The organism is Microcoleus sp. Pol14D4 (assembly GCF_036701245.1).
Taxonomy (GTDB): Bacteria; Cyanobacteriota; Cyanobacteriia; order Cyanobacteriales; family Microcoleaceae; genus Microcoleus.
On record NZ_JAUBQM010000012.1, the window covers coordinates 1 to 19,843 of the forward strand.

Annotated in this window: 17 protein-coding genes; 10 read left to right on the top strand and 7 right to left on the bottom strand. The window is 45.8% G+C overall.

Annotation, left to right across the window (positions count from 1 at the left end; genetic code table 11):
- Positions 1-235: 235 nt before the first annotated feature.
- Positions 236-1,852 carry a Ppx/GppA phosphatase family protein gene (locus QUA33_RS07340; protein ID WP_333147684.1) on the bottom strand — a complete coding sequence of 539 codons (1,617 nt, stop codon included), beginning with the start codon at positions 1,850-1,852 and terminating at the stop codon, positions 236-238.
- Between the two features lie 210 nt (positions 1,853-2,062).
- On the opposite strand from QUA33_RS07340, the gene QUA33_RS07345 reads away from it, so the two are divergent.
- Together QUA33_RS07345 and QUA33_RS07350 are read left to right on the top strand one after the other, a co-directional pair.
- Positions 2,063-2,947: a 4-hydroxybenzoate solanesyltransferase gene (locus tag QUA33_RS07345; protein ID WP_333147686.1), complete on the top strand. Its 885-nt coding sequence runs from the start codon at positions 2,063-2,065 to the stop codon at positions 2,945-2,947.
- Positions 2,948-3,305: 358 nt separating this feature from the next.
- A complete protein-coding gene (locus QUA33_RS07350; RefSeq protein ID WP_333147688.1) occupies positions 3,306-7,874 on the top strand; it encodes a S8 family serine peptidase in 4,569 nt (1,522 codons plus the stop codon).
- Positions 7,875-7,996: 122 nt separating this feature from the next.
- On the opposite strand, the gene QUA33_RS07355 is transcribed toward QUA33_RS07350, so the two are convergent.
- On the bottom strand, positions 7,997-8,140 hold the full coding sequence (locus QUA33_RS07355; protein WP_333147690.1) for a hypothetical protein: 144 nt from the start codon (positions 8,138-8,140) through the stop codon (positions 7,997-7,999).
- 5 nt (positions 8,141-8,145) lie between these two features.
- On the opposite strand from QUA33_RS07355, the gene QUA33_RS07360 reads away from it, so the two are divergent.
- Together QUA33_RS07360 and QUA33_RS07365 are read left to right on the top strand one after the other, a co-directional pair.
- Positions 8,146-8,514, top strand: a complete 369-nt coding sequence (locus tag QUA33_RS07360; protein ID WP_333147692.1) for a GIY-YIG nuclease family protein — start codon at positions 8,146-8,148, stop codon at positions 8,512-8,514.
- Positions 8,511-8,756, top strand: coding sequence for a hypothetical protein (locus QUA33_RS07365; RefSeq protein WP_333147694.1), 246 nt, complete (start codon positions 8,511-8,513; stop codon positions 8,754-8,756). The genes QUA33_RS07360 and QUA33_RS07365 overlap by 4 nt, the downstream gene beginning before the upstream one ends.
- Positions 8,757-8,878: 122 nt before the next feature.
- On the opposite strand, the gene QUA33_RS07370 is transcribed toward QUA33_RS07365, so the two are convergent.
- Together QUA33_RS07370 and QUA33_RS07375 are read right to left on the bottom strand one after the other, a co-directional pair.
- The gene (locus tag QUA33_RS07370; RefSeq protein ID WP_333147696.1) at positions 8,879-9,223 is read right to left on the bottom strand and encodes a type II toxin-antitoxin system PemK/MazF family toxin; all 345 of its coding nucleotides are present in this window, start codon (positions 9,221-9,223) and stop codon (positions 8,879-8,881) included.
- Positions 9,210-9,419: a toxin-antitoxin system, antitoxin component, Xre family protein gene (locus tag QUA33_RS07375; protein WP_333147698.1), complete on the bottom strand. Its 210-nt coding sequence runs from the start codon at positions 9,417-9,419 to the stop codon at positions 9,210-9,212. Before QUA33_RS07375 ends, QUA33_RS07370 begins: the two co-directional genes overlap by 14 nt.
- 179 nt (positions 9,420-9,598) lie before the next feature.
- On the opposite strand from QUA33_RS07375, the gene QUA33_RS07380 reads away from it, so the two are divergent.
- From QUA33_RS07380 to QUA33_RS07395, 4 genes are all read left to right on the top strand, one after another.
- The gene (locus tag QUA33_RS07380; protein ID WP_333147700.1) at positions 9,599-10,096 is read left to right on the top strand and encodes a TIGR00725 family protein; all 498 of its coding nucleotides are present in this window, start codon (positions 9,599-9,601) and stop codon (positions 10,094-10,096) included.
- A gap of 8 nt (positions 10,097-10,104) precedes the next feature.
- On the top strand, positions 10,105-10,626 hold the full coding sequence (locus QUA33_RS07385) for a hypothetical protein (RefSeq protein WP_333147702.1): 522 nt from the start codon (positions 10,105-10,107) through the stop codon (positions 10,624-10,626).
- 490 nt (positions 10,627-11,116) lie between these two features.
- Positions 11,117-12,001, top strand: coding sequence for a substrate-binding domain-containing protein (locus tag QUA33_RS07390; RefSeq protein WP_333147704.1), 885 nt, complete (start codon positions 11,117-11,119; stop codon positions 11,999-12,001).
- Positions 12,002-12,216: 215 nt separating this feature from the next.
- Complete coding sequence (locus QUA33_RS07395) at positions 12,217-13,971, top strand: ATP-binding protein (RefSeq protein WP_445304772.1); 1,755 nt, start codon at positions 12,217-12,219, stop codon at positions 13,969-13,971.
- Between the two features lie 43 nt (positions 13,972-14,014).
- On the opposite strand, the gene wecB is transcribed toward QUA33_RS07395, so the two are convergent.
- Positions 14,015-15,145, bottom strand: coding sequence for a non-hydrolyzing UDP-N-acetylglucosamine 2-epimerase (wecB, locus tag QUA33_RS07400; protein ID WP_333147708.1), 1,131 nt, complete (start codon positions 15,143-15,145; stop codon positions 14,015-14,017).
- Positions 15,146-15,353: 208 nt separating this feature from the next.
- Here wecB and QUA33_RS07405 point away from each other — a divergent pair, with 208 nt between their 5' ends.
- Positions 15,354-15,923: a pseudouridine synthase gene (locus tag QUA33_RS07405; RefSeq protein ID WP_333147710.1), complete on the top strand. Its 570-nt coding sequence runs from the start codon at positions 15,354-15,356 to the stop codon at positions 15,921-15,923.
- Positions 15,924-16,035: 112 nt separating this feature from the next.
- On the opposite strand, the gene QUA33_RS07410 is transcribed toward QUA33_RS07405, so the two are convergent.
- Positions 16,036-16,881, bottom strand: a complete 846-nt coding sequence (locus QUA33_RS07410; protein ID WP_333147713.1) for a hypothetical protein — start codon at positions 16,879-16,881, stop codon at positions 16,036-16,038.
- Between the two features lie 196 nt (positions 16,882-17,077).
- Here QUA33_RS07410 and ctpB point away from each other — a divergent pair, with 196 nt between their 5' ends.
- Positions 17,078-18,397, top strand: a complete 1,320-nt coding sequence (gene ctpB, locus QUA33_RS07415) for a carboxyl-terminal processing protease CtpB (protein WP_333096653.1) — start codon at positions 17,078-17,080, stop codon at positions 18,395-18,397.
- 89 nt (positions 18,398-18,486) lie between these two features.
- On the opposite strand, the gene QUA33_RS07420 is transcribed toward ctpB, so the two are convergent.
- Positions 18,487-19,791 carry an Nramp family divalent metal transporter gene (locus QUA33_RS07420; protein ID WP_333147714.1) on the bottom strand — a complete coding sequence of 435 codons (1,305 nt, stop codon included), beginning with the start codon at positions 19,789-19,791 and terminating at the stop codon, positions 18,487-18,489.
- Positions 19,792-19,843 lie beyond the last annotated feature (52 nt).

The following is a 19,843-nucleotide window of genomic DNA, read 5'->3' on the forward strand; positions in this document are numbered from 1 at the left end:
GCTTAACTGCTTATCAAGCTATTCAAAAAGCCCTCTCTCTTCATGGCTCCCTTTTTTCCCCTAGTTGAGCAATTACCTACAATTAACCGCCACCCTGCCTTCTGAAGGCAGGCTATGGCGATCGGGAGGAGTATGGAATCAAACACAATATTGCTACTACATTTGGGGTTAAGTTGAAACTAATGGTGCGAAATACGCACCCTAAAGTTTTTCGTTTTCCGGCTCTGACTATTCTTTAAACTGTCAGGATATTCGGTTCCAAAGTGGCCACTAATTTGAGATTGTACTCGTATTCAAAAAATGGCTTTTTATAATCCAAACTCCACAGCTCTAGAGCGCAATCGTCTTCGGAATTGAGCGGTTGTAGTCGCAAGTGAAACTCTCTAACTTCCGGGCGGTGTTGGCATTTAAAATCACAAATAGCGCCTATTTGTCGCCTATCTAAAGCCACAGCCAGCCGCAGGAAAGGATGCAATTTACTGACTAATTCCCGGTAATGTTTAGGAAGGATGATAAAATTTTCGTGCTTCTTTTTAGGAGGATTCTTCCGGTGATAGCGAGCCAAATTGGCAATTACTTCAATCTCTGTTTCAGTGTAGCCCAATAACTCACCATTGCGAATTAAATAGTAAGAATGCTTGTGGTGCGCTGAATGACTGACGTACAAACCGCAGTTGTGCAGAATCGCGGCAGCCCACAGCAACTCGCGTTCTTCGGTTCCCCAATTGTGTAAAATTCCTTGAGTTTGGTCGAAGAAATTGAGCGCAAATGCTGCGGTTCTTTCGCTTTGTTCTAAATTGACTTGATATTTGTCAGCCATGTGCAGAATGCTGCGCTGGCGGATTGACCCTTGATAGCGCAAGCGGTTTTCAATTAAACCGTGAGTTAGCATCCAGTCAACAATTACGCCTTCTCTCAGAGACCGATCGCACACAGTCAGCGATTCAATTCCTAATAGTGTCATAGCTTCTTGCAAAATCATCGATCCTGCGAGAATAATTTCTGCCCGCTTGTCCGACATTCCCGGAATTGCCAACCTTTCGGCATAAGAAAGTTTGCGAAAACGATTGACTAAATCGCGCAAATCTTTTAAACTTAACTGATATCCGGCTAGGGGATTCGGCACTGTTCCCAACTTTTCGCGAGCGTTAATTGCAGCCAGAGTTTCGATGGTTCCAGCAGTGCCAATCAAGCGCAAAGGTTCGCCCTCATGGAATTGAGATCGCAATTCGTCGATCGGTCTTTCCAGCGAAATCCGAATATAAGCTTGCAAATAAGCAAACTCCTCCCTGCTTATCGGGTCAGTTTTGACAAATTGTCCTGTTAAGCGAACAGCACCTATTTTTGTACTGGTGAGACAGCGAGGCTCAGAACTGTCTCCTAAAATCAACTCCGTAGAACCGCCACCAATATCAATAATCACCTGCGATTGATTGTTAAACTCCATACCCGAAAGAACACCGAGATAAATTCTCCGCGCTTCTTCCTGACCGGAAATCAAACTAACATTCAGGTTTAATTCGTCAGCAACTTGTTTGAGAAAATCCCGCCCGTTAGGGGCTTCTCGAACTGCACTGGTAGCCACAGCAATAATTTGTTCGGCATTGAAAGTTTTAGCAATATCTTGAAAGCGGCGCAGAGTGGCGATCGCCCTTTCCATAACCTCGGACTTCAAGCACCCTGTTTTTGCCTCGCAATCGCCCAACCGAACCGTATCTTTTTCTCTAGCAATAATCGTAAACGCGGGCAATTTCGGATCGATCCGTGCCACCACCATGTGAAAGGAGTTAGTACCCATATCAATAGCAGCAATAATACGATTTGACTCCGTAGAAGCAAGTGAATTAACCATTGGAGTATCGGGGTTGATAGATATTTATGATTATTTCACGAATCCAGTGAGGCATTCTATTAAATTAGCAAAAATCTGGAACTGCTGGCTGGCAAAGACTTCCACCTGTTTGAAATTTCGGCAGAAGTGCGATCGGCAGCAGAGATAGTAAGTGATTGTGCCTAAAATTTGATAAAATTTACAGTTAAAAATATCAAATCTAGAATTGAAATGCTTAAAGAGCCCGATCGCCAACCCGAATCCACATTGCTAACCGTCGTGAGGCTGTTGAGATGGGACAAGCCAGCAGGAAGGCTGATTTTAATGATTCCAGCCCTCTGGGCCGTCTTTTTAGCAGCAGACGGGAGGCCGCCTGCTGCATTGGTGGGTGTGATTGTGTTGGGAACCTTAGCCACGAGTGCGGCGGGATGCGTCATCAACGACTTGTGGGATCGCGATATCGATCCCGAAGTAGAAAGAACGCGATCGCGCCCCCTAGCATCCCGCGCCCTCACTGTGCGAACTGGAATCGGAGTTGCTTTAATTTCCTTTACTTGTGCGGCAATTCTCGCTTTTTATCTCAATCCTTTAAGTTTCTGGCTATGCGTCGCCGCCGTACCAGTAATTATCTGCTATCCGCTAGCAAAAAGATTCTTCCCAGTGCCGCAATTAGTGCTATCAATTGCCTGGGGTTTTGCAGTTTTAATTAGTTGGAGTGCGGCCGTTGGGAAACTAGAATTAGGGACTTGGTTTCTGTGGGGTGCAGTCGTGCTGTGGACGATGGGATTTGATACAGTTTATGCGATGAGCGATCGGGAAGACGACCTGCGTTTGGGGGTTAATTCCAGCGCGATATTTTTTGGAGATAATGCAGCTAATGCTGTGGGGTTTTTCTTTATAAGTACAGTCGGTTTATTGACAGCAGTGGGAGTTAATCTGCACTTGCACATTGGTTTTTGGATGGCAATTAGTGCGGCGGCGATTTTGTGGTTTTTGCAGTACAGTCAACTGCGGAATGCGGATATTCCTAAGCTTGTTTACGGTCAAATCTTTCGCCAAAATGTTTGGGTGGGGTTTGTAATATTGGCGGGGATGATTGTTGGGGAGATTTTTTAGCTAGTCTACGTCGGTTTAAAGAATATTGGACGCACTCCGACTCCTAGAAACCGGGTTTTTTACCAAATCGGCAAGCCCAAACGAAGTATATTCGTAAAAAACCCGGTTTCTGGGCCCATGCTAAGTCCGAATAGTGCCATTCCCTACGGGCGCTCGCACCTTCTATGTAAAGTTATATTACAAAAACAGAAACTTCGCATAAAAACTCCGACGTACTCCAGATAGATAAGTAGCGGCGGAAGTTATGCGAGTTAATCCACACTCTGTGTGAAGTTATATTACAAACCGCATAAAAACTCCGGCGCACCTCTGATAGATACATATCAGCCCAAATTATTGGATTCATCAAGGGTGCCTCATGTCTAATATATCGATCGGCAATCTGAACGACAACTATTTCTCCATCGACTTCGCCGGTAAAACTGACCCCACAGACACCTATCGTTTTAATCGGCTGAATACAGGCAGCTTTCGAGTTACGGCTGAAGGATTTAGTTCCATTGTCGGGATGCAACTCCTCGACAGTCAGGGAAAAGTCGTCAAAGACATCGAAACCAACGGCACAAATTCGGGAACTTTTAGCATCGATAATTTGGGCGCAACTAATTATGCACTCAAAATTTCTGCACCCTCCCGCGATACAAATTATCAAGTTAGTTTAACTCCAGATGGCAAAGTTGACCCGCTGACAGGTTTAGGCGTTGACTCCGGCTTTTTCGCTACAGATTCAACGGGTCAAGTTGGCTTTGATTGGCTGCACGACGGCGGCAATTATCAAGGTGAAGTTGCCATTTTCAGCGTGCTGGGAATGGAGAAATTTACCCCGGGTTCTCAAGAATTTATCAAAGAAGCAGCAAGACGATCCCTGACTAATTCTACCTTTGGTCACGTAGTAATTTCTGACCCCACAGAAGGTGCAAATCCACTATTTAATGGCAGTTTAGGAGAAGCAAATTATAACGAAGGGCCGTACAGCGGCGCGAAAACATTTCCGATGAAACCTGGAGAGGTTTTTGCGGTGATGCTGGTGCCAAATGGTACGGTGCAAGATGTGTTTAAGAATCCCAGTGTCGGCGGTGACAAACGCCCGCTGCTATCATTATCTAGCACTAATCCAGATGATGCTTGGTTGTACGGTCAAGTAGCAGATGTCACTGGCAACGGCAAGGCCTTTGCAATGGAAGATCAGCGCGTCGATCAGGGTTCAGATAAAGATTACAACGATTTGGTTTTCAATTTAACAGGTGCGACGGGGAAAGCACCGGCAATAGAGAAAGTGATCGATCCAAGTAAGGATTGGACTAAACTTGATGGCGGCAAGGAATTGATCGATTATGTCAAATCAAAGCAGCCGGTGGTGGAACCGCTTCCTGTGGAAACGCCACCTGTGGAGACAAAACCGCCTGTTGCTGTCGCGCCTCCTGTGGAAACGCCACCTGTGGAGACAAAACCACCGGTTGCTGTCGCGCCACCCGTAACAACGCCACCGATTGAGACAAAACCACCTGTGGCTGTCGCGCCTCCTGTGGAAACGCCACCGATTGAGACAAAACCGCCTGTGGCTGTCGCGCCTCCTGTGGAAACGCCACCTGTGGAGACAAAACCACCTGTGGCTGTCGCGCCACCCGTAACAACGCCACCGATTGAGACAAAACCGCCGGTTGCTGTCACGCCTCCTGTGGAAACGCCACCGATTGAGACAAAACCGCCGGTGGCTGTCGCGCCTCCTGTGGAAACGCCTCCTGTGGAGACAACGCCGGTTGCTGTCACGCCTCCTGTGGAAACGCCACCGATCGATCCAAAACCACCTGTGGCTGTAGCGCCTCCTGTGGAAACGCCACCTGTGGAGACAAAACCGCCTGTGGCTGTCGCACCACCGATTGAGACAACGCCACCTGTCGAAACGCCGCCTGTGGTAACACCGCCTGTAGCAACGCTGCCGATCGCCCCTCCAACACCACCGGTGCAACCGCCTACGATCGCCCCGGAACCGCCTCTAGTTGGACTTGAGCCGATCGACGATCTGTCGCAGCCGATCGACCCCGAACCGCCGATTGAAAGCGTATTACCGATTAGTTCGCCGCCAGAAAATCGCGCATTTATCGGCATCATCGATACTGGGTTTGCGGCGAACAATCCCGATTTGGATTACTCTAAAGTGACATTGGGGCGCGATCGCATTGACAAAGACAGCAATCCTTTGTTTACTGCCGGCACAGGTAACGAACACGGCACATTTAGCTGGGGTTTAGTTAGTGCAATTCAAGGCAACGACAAAGGCATTGATGGCTACAACGATAAAGCGAATGTTTATCTAAGTCGGGCAATTGGTTCTGGGGAATGGGATTTAGCTTTAACTGATTTTGTGGGTGAGGCGAAGGCACAAAAGAAGAAGAATGCGATCGCACTTCTTCCCCTCGATTTAACTCAAAAGAATGCTGATGGAAGCATTACCACTCGTTACGAATTTACACCCAGAGAACGTGCTGCATTAGAAAATGCGCGTCAGAATGGAGTGCTGTTAGTTGTAGCGGCTGGGAATGACGGCGGTGTGATGTCTGTTTTGGGTCAGTCTTCCCAGGAGTTTGAGAATATTCTCACGGTTGGTTCATCTGATGGATTTGGGCGATCGGATTATTCCAGCTACGGCTACGGTTTGGATATTTTAGTGCCCGGAGGTGCGATCGACAATCCGACTTTATCGACTGTTGGCGATGATTTAGGCACGATGGCGGGGACTTCTATTGCGGCGGCCAAAGCGGCGGGGATGGTGTCTAAGGTTTGGGAGAGTAATCCCGATTTGAATCCTACTCAAGTGATTGACGTTTTGACCGGAAGTGCGATCGATCTGAAGGAACCCGGATGGGATGAAGAAACGGGTTTTGGGGTGGTGAATTTGAATAAAGCTGTGGAAGTTGCGAAGGAAACAGCGCCACAAAGTTACACGCCTTCACCGTTTATCACGCCTATAACTTGGGATGGAGAAGGGAAAGTCACGCCAATGGAAAGGGCGACGCAAGATTGGAATGCTGTCGGAGATGGACGGAGAAAGTATGTAGGATGGTTAAATAGTTCTAATACCTCCGATAAGTTAAGTTTCACTGTCAATCAAACGATTCCTTTGTTCCAATTCTCTTTGAATTTTCTTGAAGGTAGTGCGACGCTGTATGACAGCAATGGAAATACGATCGCCAGTGCTGCCCAGACATCCAATATACTTTATGGGACGGCAAATTTAGCACCAGGTAATTATTATGTGCTGGTTGATAAGGGAAGTCGATCGGCGATTGATCCCTATGAGGCGGTTTTGAATTTTACGGGTTCAAGTGGAGAGGTAACAAAACTTGATGAGACGATACTTTTGCCACGTCCAACTCTGACTCCTAATCCGACTCCGATTCAGATAGTGGGAGAGATTGGCAAAGAATATCTCAAAATTGGTGGTGAAAGCCGGATGGGTAAACCACTTCAAAATCAGGTTGAACAGGCTAACGGATTTATCAAACAGTTGTTTGAGAAGGGTTCTATGACTTGGAATGGTAGCAAAGTGGCTACTATCGATTTTGGAGGGGTTAAGGCTTTCGAGTCTTTTGTTAAAGATGTGTCTTCTCCTCCATCAATTCCTAGCGCTAACGTTGATATCTCAAAAAATTGGAAAGCAGAGGTTTATAAGTGGGATCGAGGCAGTGAACTCCAGCCACCCGGAAAGCTAAGCGAGGCGACTCCTACATCGAAATTCCTTGGTTCTTTTGATTTAGGCTCCAACAGCAAAAAAGAGCTAAAATTTGATTGGGGTAATGGTTCTCCCGCTGGTAATTCTAAGTTCCCCGCCGACAACTTCGTAATCAAAACCTACACCGATACGGACTTTGAGGCTAATAAAACTTACAAATTCAGTGCTAGAGGTGATGACGGATTCCGGTTATTTGCCCGACCCATTGACAAGCCTGATGCGTGGGAATTAATCACTCCTATCACAGATACATCGATTAATCCAGATACTCGCCCTTGGTGGCAAGAGTATTACAGCAATCCTAAAGAATACGAATTCAAACCCAAAGAAGGGGGTACGTATCGTGTTGTTGCCCTTTTCTACGATCGAGATTCAAAGGCTGACTTTGACCTTTCTTGGAAGGATATTACGCCACCAATTTCTTCAGGTAGTTACTATCCTAAGATTGAAACCGTCTTGAACAATTTCCTAAGTAACCCAGCTAACACAAAGGGCGAAACAGGTTGGGCGCAGAAAACAATTGACGATAAATGGGATCGAATTGGCGGCGAAAGCGCACAGTATGGCCCTTATTATGGCAATTTCCCTGGTGGTGATAAATGGCAAACAGATATGCCAAGTGATGTTCGGAAAATCTACGAAGACCTTTCAACCTCTATCTTTGGTAAACCACACTCGGTGAATACTGGTTATGCGTATGATGCAGGTTACTATCCTGGAGAGAACGGGAAAATATCGGGATCTCACTCTGGTATAGACATTGATGCTGGAAAAAATACACCTGTTGGAGCAGCAGTTCAGGGCAAAGTTGTTAAGGTAACAGATAGTACCAAACTGGGTTATGACTCAAAATATGGAACCTTTATTGCTATTGATGAGATGGACAGTAGTAATAAAACAACAGGTCGTCGTTGGTGGTACGGTCATCTTAATCAAAAGATAGACGTGAAGGAAGGAGATCGAGTTGTTCCAGGACAAAAACTAGGAACAACAACCGAGTGGAATCATTTACATCTGGCTGTTGTGAATAGCTCTGACACAGTTAAAGATTGGAATGAGGTTGCTAATGGGAAAACATTGGACAAGAACAAGAAGCCAATTTATAATTATGACCAAGATGTTAAAACAGTTCTGTCTCGAACGATGAGTCCTCTTGAAGCATATTGGAAGTCTCGAAATGGAATGAAGGAGTAATATTGGCGAGTTCCCTTTCCTTAACTCTCACCAACAACCAAAGCGCTCGCCCCTTTTCCACTATCAGAAAATAGCGATCGCCCTCGCTCTGAAATGAAGTCGCGATCGCCCTTTTTCCACTATCAGAAAATAGCGCTCGCCCTTTCTAAGGACAATTCAGAAAGGCGATCGCTATTTGGAATGAATTCGCGAGCTCCTTTTTTGCGGTTCATTAAAAGAGCGATCGCTTCTACTTGTAGGATGGAATAACCGCTTGCATCTGGCAATTTCCATGACCAACCCCATCCAGCAAGAAGCCCGCCAAATTCTCGACACTCTCGCCTTTACCCCCTTCGCTCAGTGCCATCCTCTCAGCCACGACTTCGACACAATTCCTGCTAGAGTTGGTTTGTACGCCTTTCGACATCGCATTCAAGGATTACTCTACATCGGCAAAGCCAAGAACCTCCGCGATCGACTGCGAGGTGGTCACAAAGCCTTCCTCTGGGGCTGGCTCGATCGCTACGATCCAGATGATGTAAGGATTGCCTTTGTTACCCTCAACCAATGGCAAAAACCCGGGTTATTATATGAATTAGAAACCCTCATCCTTCAAGCTACAAATCCTCCCTACAACGTTAAAATCCCCAGAGAACAATGACTCAGACCCTCAATATCCAACACTTACCACCAGAAGCTATTCATTCGCTGATGACCCATTTACCTGACTATGTGAAAGTCGCCCTGATGGAAAAAGCTACGCAGCTAGAATGCTCTCTCGAAGCTGCGATCGAAATGGCGATCGCTAGTTTTCTAGACTCAGAAGCTTTCAGCTTTGAAGATTGCCTATTATCGCAACGTCTTAAGGAATCAGAATTGGTAGAATTTCCCCAAAAGAAATAGTGTGCGATCGCCAGTTTTACAATCAAAAGAGCGATCGCCCTTCTTGCATCTGCGTTAATCTGCGTCCATCTGCGGTTAAAAAAGAGCGATCGCCCTTTCTAATAATTCAGAAGGGCGATCACTCAACTATTACCTATAATTCCAATCAATCCCTCTTTCAAAGACTGAATATCTACCTCTTGAAGCCTTCCCAATTTTTTGAGTATCAGTTGCTTCTCAATTGTCGTAATAACAGGCTTAATCATAGAAGCTTTTAAAAGCCCAGCCCCTCGCCAATCTGTTATGACAATATCACAGACTTTCGGGCTACTGCTAACTTGGCTAGTTATACCCATCAGAATGCGATCGGGATATTCTGCATTATAAACGTCAGAACTAATCACAACGGCTGGACGTTTTTTATTGGTAGTTTGATCTGTAAAAGGAAACGGAACTAAAACCACATCACCAAAATTATAACTCGTCATACTCCGCGTCCTCTGGGTTATCCCAAATTTTAGCAAAAGCTGCTTCTGAGAGTTTAGTTGCAGTATCAACGAGAAGACGATCTTCACTTCGGGTTAAAAGGAAATCGATAAAATCTTCTAATACCGTAATTTTATCCGGCGGTAAACTACGGATTTTTTCCATCAGCTTTGTTTCCTGGTTTTGGGCGACACTCATGTTATCTCTCACTTCTTAATGTTAAATCAGCATACATTGTAAAACTACTAGGAAACTTCAGGAAGTTATTGGGCTTACAAACTGTTTTTAGTAATCCACTATTTATATGATAACATACATTGGTAAAAAGTGCCAAAAAACTAGCAAGTTATTAATAACACCATATTCACCCCAAAACTATGAAAAAAATCATCATTGGCCTCATGGGCCCCGGCGAAAGTGCCACATCAACAGACTTAGAAAACGCCTATCAACTCGGACAACTCATCGCGGAAGCAGGATGGATATTGCTAACTGGCGGCAGAAATGTCGGCGTCATGGATGCAGCCAACAAAGGAGCAAAATCAGCTAACGGTTTAACAGTCGGCATCCTTCCGGGGAATGACACTCGCGGCATTTCTGAATCTGTAGATATTGCCATTGTCACCGATATGGGAAACGCCAGAAATAACATTAACGTTCTTTCTTCAGACGTAATAATTGCCTGCGGTATGGGGACGGGCACTGCTTCGGAAATTGCCCTCGCTCTCAAAGCTAACAAACAAGTTATATTATTAAATCACAGCGCCGAAAGTCAACTTTTTTTTAAAGGTTTAGCACAATTTAACATCTTTGTGGTAAACAATGCTGTAGAGGCTATGAATCAAGCTCGCGAAATCCTAGTAAATTCAAGATGAAATCCAAGATGAGAGTAAGCAAATTCAACTTTTGTGCGATCGGCATTTTCCTGACTTTGGGGATTTTCGTCACTACCAAAGCAGACGGAAGAATTGCACAGTTCAGTTTCAGCAATAAACCCACTCAAAGATTAGCACAAACCCTCCCTCCTCCTCCCCCTTTCGCACAGCCTGTTACCGAACAAGAAGCGCCACCTATTCGCAGCGAATCCGTACCCGATCAAATCGCTTTAGCAACCCATTTGCAGACCATCAAAGCTAGAATGTACGGTGCTTACTGGTGTCCTCACTGTCACACCCAACAAGAACTTTTCGGCAAAGAAGCATTTACCGCAATTACTTACATAGAGTGCGACCCCAGAGGCAAAGATGCTCAACCGGATTTGTGCAAAGCTGCCAATATCAAAGCTTATCCCACCTGGGAAATTCGGGGGAAATATTACACGGGTAGGCAATCTTTGGAAAAACTGGCTATTTTATCTGGTTATAAAGGCAGCAGCAATTTTCTGTCACCAGTTCCCTCTCCTTAAAAAAAAATAACTGACAAAGCCAACATTCTTAGCGACAGTACCGAAACTCACCTAAATCAAATGATTTCGGATTTTAGTCGTTTTACCTCGCAAATCGACCTATGAAGCTCAACAAAAAACTCATCTGTAACTGGTAATTAAGATAAATTAGTCAGGATAAAAGCTTCCAGATTGAGCTGTTACAGTAATTTTAAATAGAGCGAGCGCATGATAATTCTGCGAGCACATCTTTCATAATTATCATGCGCTCGCTAACTATTCATATCAAACAGCATCACAAAACGTGGCGCTCGATTTATTGCAAATTTTAATTATTTAGCATAAAATTTAGGAGGGGTAAAATCAACAATGAGATATCAATTTTTTTTCTCCTAAAAAAACAAAAAATATCGAGTGAGTTGCGAGCGCGATAAAATACTCAAAAACTCGATTTGTGAGTACCTCAATCATCTTTAATAGCACAAGATAATAGGAGTATAGGACTTTTAACATGAAACAAAATTTACTTACCCTAGCTTTAACTGCGATCGCCCTCTTAGGGCTGCCTAGTTGCAGTACGACGACCAGCAGTGCCACCACGACAACAGCGCCCACGACTGCCGCAACGCAAACCCAAACCTCGATTAAATTTGGGGCGTCAAGCAGCACGTTGGGTCTTATGAAGGTGCTGCAAACCCACTACGAAGCTACCGCAAAAAACGTCAAAATTACTAACCTAGAACCAGGGCAGTCCGAAAATATAATTGATGGGGTTAAACAGACATTAGTCGATGTAGGTGCAATATCGAGAACATTAAAGCCAGAAGAAAATGATGGCACTTTAGAGTCTCGTGATGTTGCCCACGATGCCCTTATAGTGGCCACTCATTCCAGCGTCACAGGGGTGAAAAACCTTACTACTGAAGACCTCAAAGGCATTTATAGCGGCACTATTACCAACTGGAAGGAACTCGGAGGAGCCGATGCTAAAATTGTACTGCTCGATCGCCCAGAAGATGAATCTGCCAAGCGGCTATTGCGGAAATATTACCTAGGAGCAGATTTAAAAAATTCATTAGAAGCAGTAGTCTTTCGGAAAGAAGGGGAATTGATCGACGCAATTCAAAGCACTCCTTACAGCATCGGTACCTTTTCCCTGGCTCACGCCATTTCCGAAAAACTACCTGTCAACCGCCTCAGCCTCAACGGGGTTGAACCAACACGAGAAAATGTCAAAGCGGGCAAGTATCCGATGGTTCGGACCATTTCAATTCTGTGGCACAAAAAACCTTCAGAGGCTACCCAAGCGCTAATTAAATACATCTCTAGTCCGCCCGGAATCAACGCGATGGAGGAGTCTGGCTTTATTTCCGTGAGCCAATCCGCCAAGGATTAAGAGCTATGGCCATCCAGTCCAGATACGCGCGGTTACCCGTTTCCGCCAAGTTGTTATCACCTCTGTTGTTGGCATTTCTGAGTCTATGGACTGTCGGAACCTTGGGTTTTGGTTATTTTGCTAGAAACAACTTAGAGCAAATGGGGCGAAGGGAGATCGTGGATCTGGCTAGTATGCTGCAGGAAACTCTAAAGCAAAGGCAAGAATCACTCCGTGTGAAAGCCCGTTCGGTGAGTGAAAATAATGATGTCATTACAGCAGTAATAAAGGGCGATCGCCCTTTATTACTGCGAACAGTATTACCAATCCAAGCTGGTTTTAAACTGGATTTGATCAGAATAGTTGACGCTGATGGTCAAGTCTTAGTGTCTTCACAGTTGGGAGCAATAAGACAGGCGAGATTGCAGGATGGCTCTGTGAACCGTGCCGCCCGAACCGGACTAGAGTTACCGGGAGTTCTCCTGGCAGAAAACTGGGCTCCGGCTTCCATGATTGGGTTAATATCAATCAAATCATCTCAAAAGATCCTAGCTGGTTTGGTTGCGGGATTAGCCATGGACGACACAGCGCTCCAGTCGCTTCGCGGCGACACGTCCATACATTTGGTGGCTTTTGACGGCGAGAAGGTAACGGCTGCTACTTTGCCACTTAACCGCGATCGGTCTTGGCAATTTCCCCAGCCAGACGGGTTGCCCACTAAGATCGGGATTGCTGGTGAAGCATACCTGATCAAAACAATCAAGCTACAAGGTTTCGATGGGGCAACTCTCAAAATTGCTGTACTGCATTCTGCCAAGGAAATTGAGCAAGCAGAACACCATTTATGGTTTGTGGTGGGTGGCTTTGGTCTATTAGGAAGTGTCCTGATCGCAGTCGTGACGATCGGAGGTTTCCGTCTGACCCAAGCTCTAAGCCATCGCATTCAAAGACTGACTAAGGCAACCCAGGAATTGGCCAGAGGCAATTTAGCCATTGCTATTCCGGTTGATAGTCAGGATGAAGTGGGGCTTTTAGCTGAGGGATTTAAGAGTATGGCAGAGCAACTGATGGCTCGCGATCTGCAACTGAACCAACAGGTGCAACAACTAGAGAGTACCCTTGAAGAACTGCACCGCACCCAGAGTCAGATGGTGCATAACGAAAAAATGTCGGCACTGGGGCAAATGGTGGCGGGGATAGCGCACGAAATCAACAACCCGGTCAGCTTTATCTACGGCAACCTGTCTCATCTCAACGATCACATCCATGACTTGCTGCGATTACTAGATGCCTATCAAAAGCACTATCCCAACCCGTCCCCATCACTTCAAGATGACCTAGACGATGTGGATCTAAACTTCCTACAAGAGGATCTCACTAAGATTCTTAAGTCGATGAAAATGGGTACCAGTCGCATTCGGGACATTGTGGTTTCGTTGCGTAGCTTTTCTCGTCTGGATCACTCAGAATTCAAGGCTGTCGATATCCATGAAGGCATTGATAACACCTTGATGATTTTAGAACATCGCCTTCAAGCCCAGCCAGAACGCCCAACCATTGAAGTAGTCAGACAATATGGCGAGTTACCGTTGGTAGAATGCTATGCAGGTCAACTTAATCAGGTGTTTATGAACTTGCTATCAAATGCGATCGATGCTTTGGAAGAGAGCAATGAAGGACGTAGTTTTCAGGATATTGTTGACCAACCGAATCGGATTTCGATTAAGACTACCAAAACAAAAAAACAGTGGGTGCAGATTACGATCGCCGATAACGGTACGGGCATTCCAGAGAAAGCGCGATCGCGCCTATTCGATCCCTTCTTCACTACTAAACCCGTAGGCAAGGGGACAGGATTAGGCTTATCCATTAGCTATCAGGTGGTGAAGGAAAAGCACGGAGGAAAACTCTGGTGTGATTCCACCCTGGGCAAAGGCACGAAGTTTGTGATTGAGATTCCCATAGAGCGGACTCAGCCAATAAATACTTGAGAATCGGTTTTCAGTTTTTCGACTTCTTGTCAACCGTCAACCGTCAATTGTCAACTGTTTTATCACTAAAATACTCTTCAACAATTTTCAAAATCCGCGACGCTGCCAAACCGTCACCAAAGGGATTAATTGCCATTGCCATTGCGTTGTATGCTTCGGAATTCCTGAGCAATTCTGCCGCTGCTGTGAAAATTGTATCAGAATTCGTACCTACAAGTTTAGCTGTGCCTGCGGAAATTGCTTCTGGTCTTTCGGTGGTTTCTCGCAATACTAAAACTGGCTTGCCCAAACTCGGTGCTTCCTCTTGCAAGCCGCCGGAATCTGTGAGGATTAAATGACATCTCTGAATCGCTCCTACTAATTCTGCGTAATCTAAAGGTTCTGTTAAAAATACTCTTGGATGGTCGCCCAAAAGAGCTTGCAAAGGTTCTCTAACAGTAGGATTTCGGTGCAGGGGTAGCAGTAAAGCTGTGTCGGGAAATTTATCTAAGATTTGGAGAAAGGCGCGAGCAATTCCTTGTAAGGGTTCGCCCCAATTTTCGCGGCGGTGAACTGTTGCTAAGATAGTGCGATATTTGCTCCAATCTAAATTGGGAATGTTGCATTCTGGTTCGCGTTTGGCGACAGAAAGCAAAGCATCGATTACTGTGTTGCCTGTGCGGTGAATTTCTCCTAAAACGCCCGATCGCCCTAAATTCTCTTGGGCCAGCTCTGTCGGGGCAAAATGCAGCCGTGTGAGCTGAGATATCAACCGTCTGTTAGCCTCTTCGGGGTAAGGATTGAATACGTCATCTGTTCGCAATCCGGCTTCTACGTGACCTACGGGTATTTTCTGGTAAAATGCAGCCAAAGTAGCGGCAAATGCAGTCGTTGTATCGCCCTGAACTAAGACGATGTGGGGCTGCAATTCTTTAAACAATGCTTCCAAACCCTGCAAACTCCGGGAAGTAATATCCGTCAAGGTTTGCTGGTGCTGCATAATTGCTAAATCCCGATCGGCTTTTAGATCGAACATTTGCATTACTTGCTCGACCATTTCTCGGTGCTGACCGGTTAAAATTACTTGGGTATCAAAGGTGGGCGAACTTTTGAAGAGTTGAATTACTGGCGCTAGTTTAATCGCTTCCGGGCGAGTTCCTAAGACGATACAAACGCGGTGAGTAGCTTCGGGCATGGTAAAATTGGGTAGTTGAGATTTGCGAGGGTGTTAAAGGCTCAATATTTTATAGCAGGTTTGAATCGTTGGTTAATAAGATTTATTTTTTTATGAACCGCAGAGGGCGCAGAGGGCGCAGAGGAGTGAAGAGAGATAGAAGGTGTTTTTTTGGGAGTTATATCGTTTCTGCTTGCACTTTTGGTACATTTTTATTTTTTAATTTGTCATGCCTTATCGTTACATTCTATTTTACAAACCCTACGACGTTTTAACTCAATTCACTGACAACTCCAGCGAAACTAAACGCAGTACACTCAAAGACTATATTCCTATTCCTGACATTTATGCAGTAGGAAGGCTCGATCGCGATAGTGAAGGTTTGTTGCTGCTAACCGATGATGGACAAATGCAGCACCGCCTCAGTGACCCGAAATTCGCTCATCCCCGCACTTACTGGGTGCAAGTTGAACGAATTCCCGATGCAAGTGCGATCGCCGCTTTGCAGACAGGTGTCACAATTCAAGATTATCGGACTCGATCGGCAAAAGTGCAATTATTGTCAGCAGAACCACCTTTGCCGCCCCGCGAACCGCCGATTAGATTTCGCAAAAACGTGCCCACAGCTTGGCTGGAAATGACTCTCACAGAAGGCCGCAACCGCCAAGTGCGCCGGATGACCGCAGCAGTAGGGTTTCCGACGCTGCGGCTGGTCAGGTGCGCGATCGGGCATTTGCGTCTCGAAGACCTCAAACCCGGTGAATGGCGCGAACTAACTCAAGCCGATTTGAGATTTTAGATTGGGGAATTACAGTCAACCGCCTTGACATTTAGGACATTCTTGATATCTGAAACTATTACTGCGACTGCATTTCCTTTCTTCCTTCTTCCTTCTTCCTTCTTCCTTCTGCTTACTTTCGAGGGGGCAAAATAAAACTCTCGTTTCCATCCCGATCTTTTTGCACCTGAGCTCCCAACTTTACAAGAGCTTGCTTCGCCCTTTGACGCACCACCTTATCAGTTGTTTGAGCATAAACCGTACTCCAAGCAGTAAACCGCACCGGCACGCTATCGGGATCTCGGCGCAAATACTCAGCAGTTGCTCGAAACATCTGCGCCAAATTTTTCCCTTCCGGCGTTTTTTCCACCCAATCAGCGGCCATTTCGTGAGAGTTAATTGACTCTGGAATATCCCCCAACAGCAGCAACTCATCAAGACCTTTAGTTCGCCACACTATCCACGATTGGGAATGAAGTTGCGGCGAAACGGCAAGAGCCCTAGTACCGCGCTCTATAAAGTTAACAGCGGTTTCAGGCTTTCCTTGATAAAAAGAAATAGCTGTGGAAAGAAACAGGTAGATGTCAGCCCACCGCGGGTCGCGCTGCGTAACTATGTCAAAATAATCTTGGCTCAGATTGTAGCCCGTCACATCTCGGGCTTCGTCGTCGCCAAAATACTGCAAAAATTTTAGAAATGTCCAATCTGCAATTAAATTGTCAAATCCAAAACTAGGGATAGTTTTGACCATTTTTAGCCGCAGGGCTTCTTGCTGCGCTTCTTGCTGTGCGGCTTGCTTGAAACTGGCAGCAGACACTGCAGAGAGCGGCTTTTGCCCCTGAACGCGAACTGGGGACATTCCGCCCAACTCCCCGCTCGACTGCATGGCGACGACCCCCGCCAGCGCTGCTAGACCGATAGCTCCATTAACGAGCAGGCTCAACCACTTACGTGAAAATTGTTCGATTTTAGCTTCCACGGCACTTTATAAATCCAAGTTTTAAATTAAGTTTATTGAAAGAGAGTAATAATTGGTTGGCGATCGACTATGAATCTCGTTAAACTGTCCAAAGGGATAGTGGAGCCTCCACACAATAGTTTAAGTAGTAGTGTGAGATTTTTTAGCAATATAAAATCTCAAATCAAAAATCTAAAATCGAATTGAGCCAAATTCAATGAATCAAGCCCGCAGACGCTTTTCTAAATTACAGGCAGCCCTGTTCAGTGGGGCGATGGCAACAACCGCTTCGATATCTTTACTCGTTCCCGGCCTGAGTCAATCAGTCCGCGCCGAGCTTCAAGATAGCCCCAAAGCTGTCTTAGATGAAGCTTGGCAAATTGTGAACCGAGACTATGTTGATGGCAGCTTTAACAAGACTGACTGGCAATTGACCCGCCAAGAACTGTTGAGCAAAAACTATACCTCTCGCGAAGCAGCCTATACCGCTCTCCGTAAAGCTCTAGAGAAATTAAACGACCAGTACACGCGCTTTATGGACCCGAAGCAGTACGAAGCGCTGACGAATCAAACCTCTGGGGAACTGACAGGGGTGGGGATGAGGCTCGAAGAAGACGAGAAAACGAAAGTGATTACTGTAGTCGAGCCGATGGAAAATTCCCCCGCCCTGAAGGCCGGGATTCTAGCGGGCGATAGGATTTTGGTGATAGACGGCAAAACTACCAAAGGCATGACTGTCTCGGATGCGGCTCAGATAATTCGAGGCGACGAAGGCACAAAAGTCACGCTGCGGATTGCTCGTGAGGGCAAAAGCGAATTTGATGTAACTCTGACTAGGGCGAGAATTGAGGTAGCAGCGGTTCGCTACAGCCTCAAGAAAGAAGGCGGTCAGAATGTCGGTTACATCCGTTTGCAAGAGTTTAGCTCTCATGCCGGGGAACAAATGCAGGCGGCGATTAAAAAGCTCTCGGATCAGAAAGCTGATGCTTTTGTTTTAGATTTGCGGGGAAATCCCGGCGGGTTGCTGCGAGTGAGCATTGATATCGCTCGGATGTGGATGGATACAGGGGCGATCGTCCGTACAGTCGATCGCACGGGAGATTCTCAGGAAATGCGGGCCAACCGCACTGCAATCACTGACAAGCCTTTGGTGGTGCTCGTGGATGATAACTCGGCCAGCGCTAGCGAGATTTTGGCCGGTGCTCTGAAGGATAACAAGCGCGCAACTGTGATGGGCGGCCAAACTTTTGGCAAAGCTTTGGTGCAGTCGGTACATTCTTTGGCTGACGGTTCGGGATTGGCAGTGACGATCGCTCACTACTATACTCCCAACGGTACGGATATCAGCCACAAGGGGGTTACTCCCGATGTGAAAGTTGAAGTAACCGACGAACAAAAGCTGAAATTAGCTAACAAACCGATGTTGGTTGCGACTAAGGAGGATCCTTGCTACGCGCAGGCGATCGCACTTTTGAAAACTACTGCTTCCTCGGCCCGTCCCGTTGCCGCTCATGAGGTTGTCGTTCCTCATAAGTAGTTGAAACCGTCAGTCCTTAAACAATTAGCTTTAAGATAAAACCCGCTCCGGCGGGTTTTGTTTTTCTAGTTTAATTGAGCCTCAGATTGCTAGAAAATGGTTTGTAATAACAGCCAACTATTTAATCCTACTATAATACTAGCCACTAACCAAGCTAAGGCTTTCAGCCAAAATGGATTTACAAAATCTCCCATTAAGTTGCGGTTTGAGGTAAACATTACCAAGGGAATTACTGCAAAGGGTAATTGCAAACTGAGAATCACTTGACTGAAAATCAGTAAATTAGTTGTACTACCTTCCCCAAACAAGATAATTACGATCAAAGCCGGCACAATTGCAATCAGTCGAGTTAGCAAGCGCCGCAACCAAGGTCGCAGTCGAAAATTTAGAAACCCTTCCATCACAATCTGTCCTGCTAAAGTTGCTGTCAAGGTTGAGTTCTGCCCCGAAGCCAATAAAGCAAAGGCAAAAATTGCACTGGCAGAACCCACGCCCAGTACCGGAGAAAGCAGTTTGTAAGCATCTTGAATTTCTGCTACTGCTTGATAGCCGGAAAAATGAAAGCTGGCTGCAGACAAAATCAGAATAGCTGAATTAATAAACAAAGCTATTGACAGCGCTACTGTAGAATCAATTGTGCCAAATTTAATTGCTTCCCATTTTTTATCAGCCGTTTCTTCCCAAGAGCGAGTTTGCACGATCGACGAATGCAAGTAAAGATTGTGCGGCATCACAGTTGCCCCCAAAATACCAACAGCAATATAAAGCATTGCCTGATTTTGCAAACTCTCTAGGTTGGGAACATAACCGAGTAAAACTCCTCCGGCATCTGGTTTGGCAAAAATCATTTCTGCGATAAAGCAACCGCCAATAATTGCAATAATTGTAATCACTAAAGCTTCGATATAACGAAAGCCTTTTCCTTGTATAAATAACACCATTATCACATCTAGTGCAGTGATGCACACTCCCCAAACTAAGGGAATGCCAAATAGCAATTGCAGCCCGATCGCACTACCAACAAGTTCAGCTAAATCGCAAGCAGAAATAGCAATTTCACAAAGTATCCACAGCAAAAAACTGACTCGCGGACTGAAATAATCTCGACAAGCTTGTGCCAAATCTCGTCCCGTTGCCACTCCCAAACGCACGCAGAGTGATTGCAGCAAAATTGCCATCAAATTAGATAGCAAAATCACACTTAATAGCGCATAGCCAAACTTGGCTCCCCCCGCTAAGTCAGTCGCCCAGTTTCCGGGGTCCATGTAACCCACTGAAACCAAATATCCAGGCCCTGCGTAGGCCAGCATTTTACGCCAGAAACCTTTGCTGTTTGGAACGGGGATGCTGCGGTGAACTTCAGGAAGGCTGGGTTTGTTTTCCGAATCAGTCATTTGTTTTACCGTTGGACGTTTTCATATTGTTTTCATAATTTCACAAGTGTAG

Coding starts and splice junctions, on each gene's coding strand:
- QUA33_RS07420 (WP_333147714.1), bottom strand. CDS start 19,791: ATGACTGATTCGGAAAACAAACCCAGCCTTCCTGAAGTTCACCGCAGC.
- QUA33_RS07360 (WP_333147692.1), top strand. CDS start 8,146: ATGACCAACCCCATCCAGCAAGAAGCCCGCCAAATTCTCGACACTCTC.
- QUA33_RS07365 (WP_333147694.1), top strand. CDS start 8,511: ATGACTCAGACCCTCAATATCCAACACTTACCACCAGAAGCTATTCAT.
- QUA33_RS07340 (WP_333147684.1), bottom strand. CDS start 1,852: ATGGTTAATTCACTTGCTTCTACGGAGTCAAATCGTATTATTGCTGCT.
- wecB (WP_333147708.1), bottom strand. CDS start 15,145: ATGCCCGAAGCTACTCACCGCGTTTGTATCGTCTTAGGAACTCGCCCG.
- QUA33_RS07345 (WP_333147686.1), top strand. CDS start 2,063: ATGCTTAAAGAGCCCGATCGCCAACCCGAATCCACATTGCTAACCGTC.
- QUA33_RS07390 (WP_333147704.1), top strand. CDS start 11,117: ATGAAACAAAATTTACTTACCCTAGCTTTAACTGCGATCGCCCTCTTA.
- QUA33_RS07405 (WP_333147710.1), top strand. CDS start 15,354: ATGCCTTATCGTTACATTCTATTTTACAAACCCTACGACGTTTTAACT.
- QUA33_RS07370 (WP_333147696.1), bottom strand. CDS start 9,223: ATGACGAGTTATAATTTTGGTGATGTGGTTTTAGTTCCGTTTCCTTTT.
- QUA33_RS07380 (WP_333147700.1), top strand. CDS start 9,599: ATGAAAAAAATCATCATTGGCCTCATGGGCCCCGGCGAAAGTGCCACA.
- QUA33_RS07385 (WP_333147702.1), top strand. CDS start 10,105: ATGAGAGTAAGCAAATTCAACTTTTGTGCGATCGGCATTTTCCTGACT.
- QUA33_RS07350 (WP_333147688.1), top strand. CDS start 3,306: ATGTCTAATATATCGATCGGCAATCTGAACGACAACTATTTCTCCATC.
- QUA33_RS07375 (WP_333147698.1), bottom strand. CDS start 9,419: ATGAGTGTCGCCCAAAACCAGGAAACAAAGCTGATGGAAAAAATCCGT.
- ctpB (WP_333096653.1), top strand. CDS start 17,078: ATGAATCAAGCCCGCAGACGCTTTTCTAAATTACAGGCAGCCCTGTTC.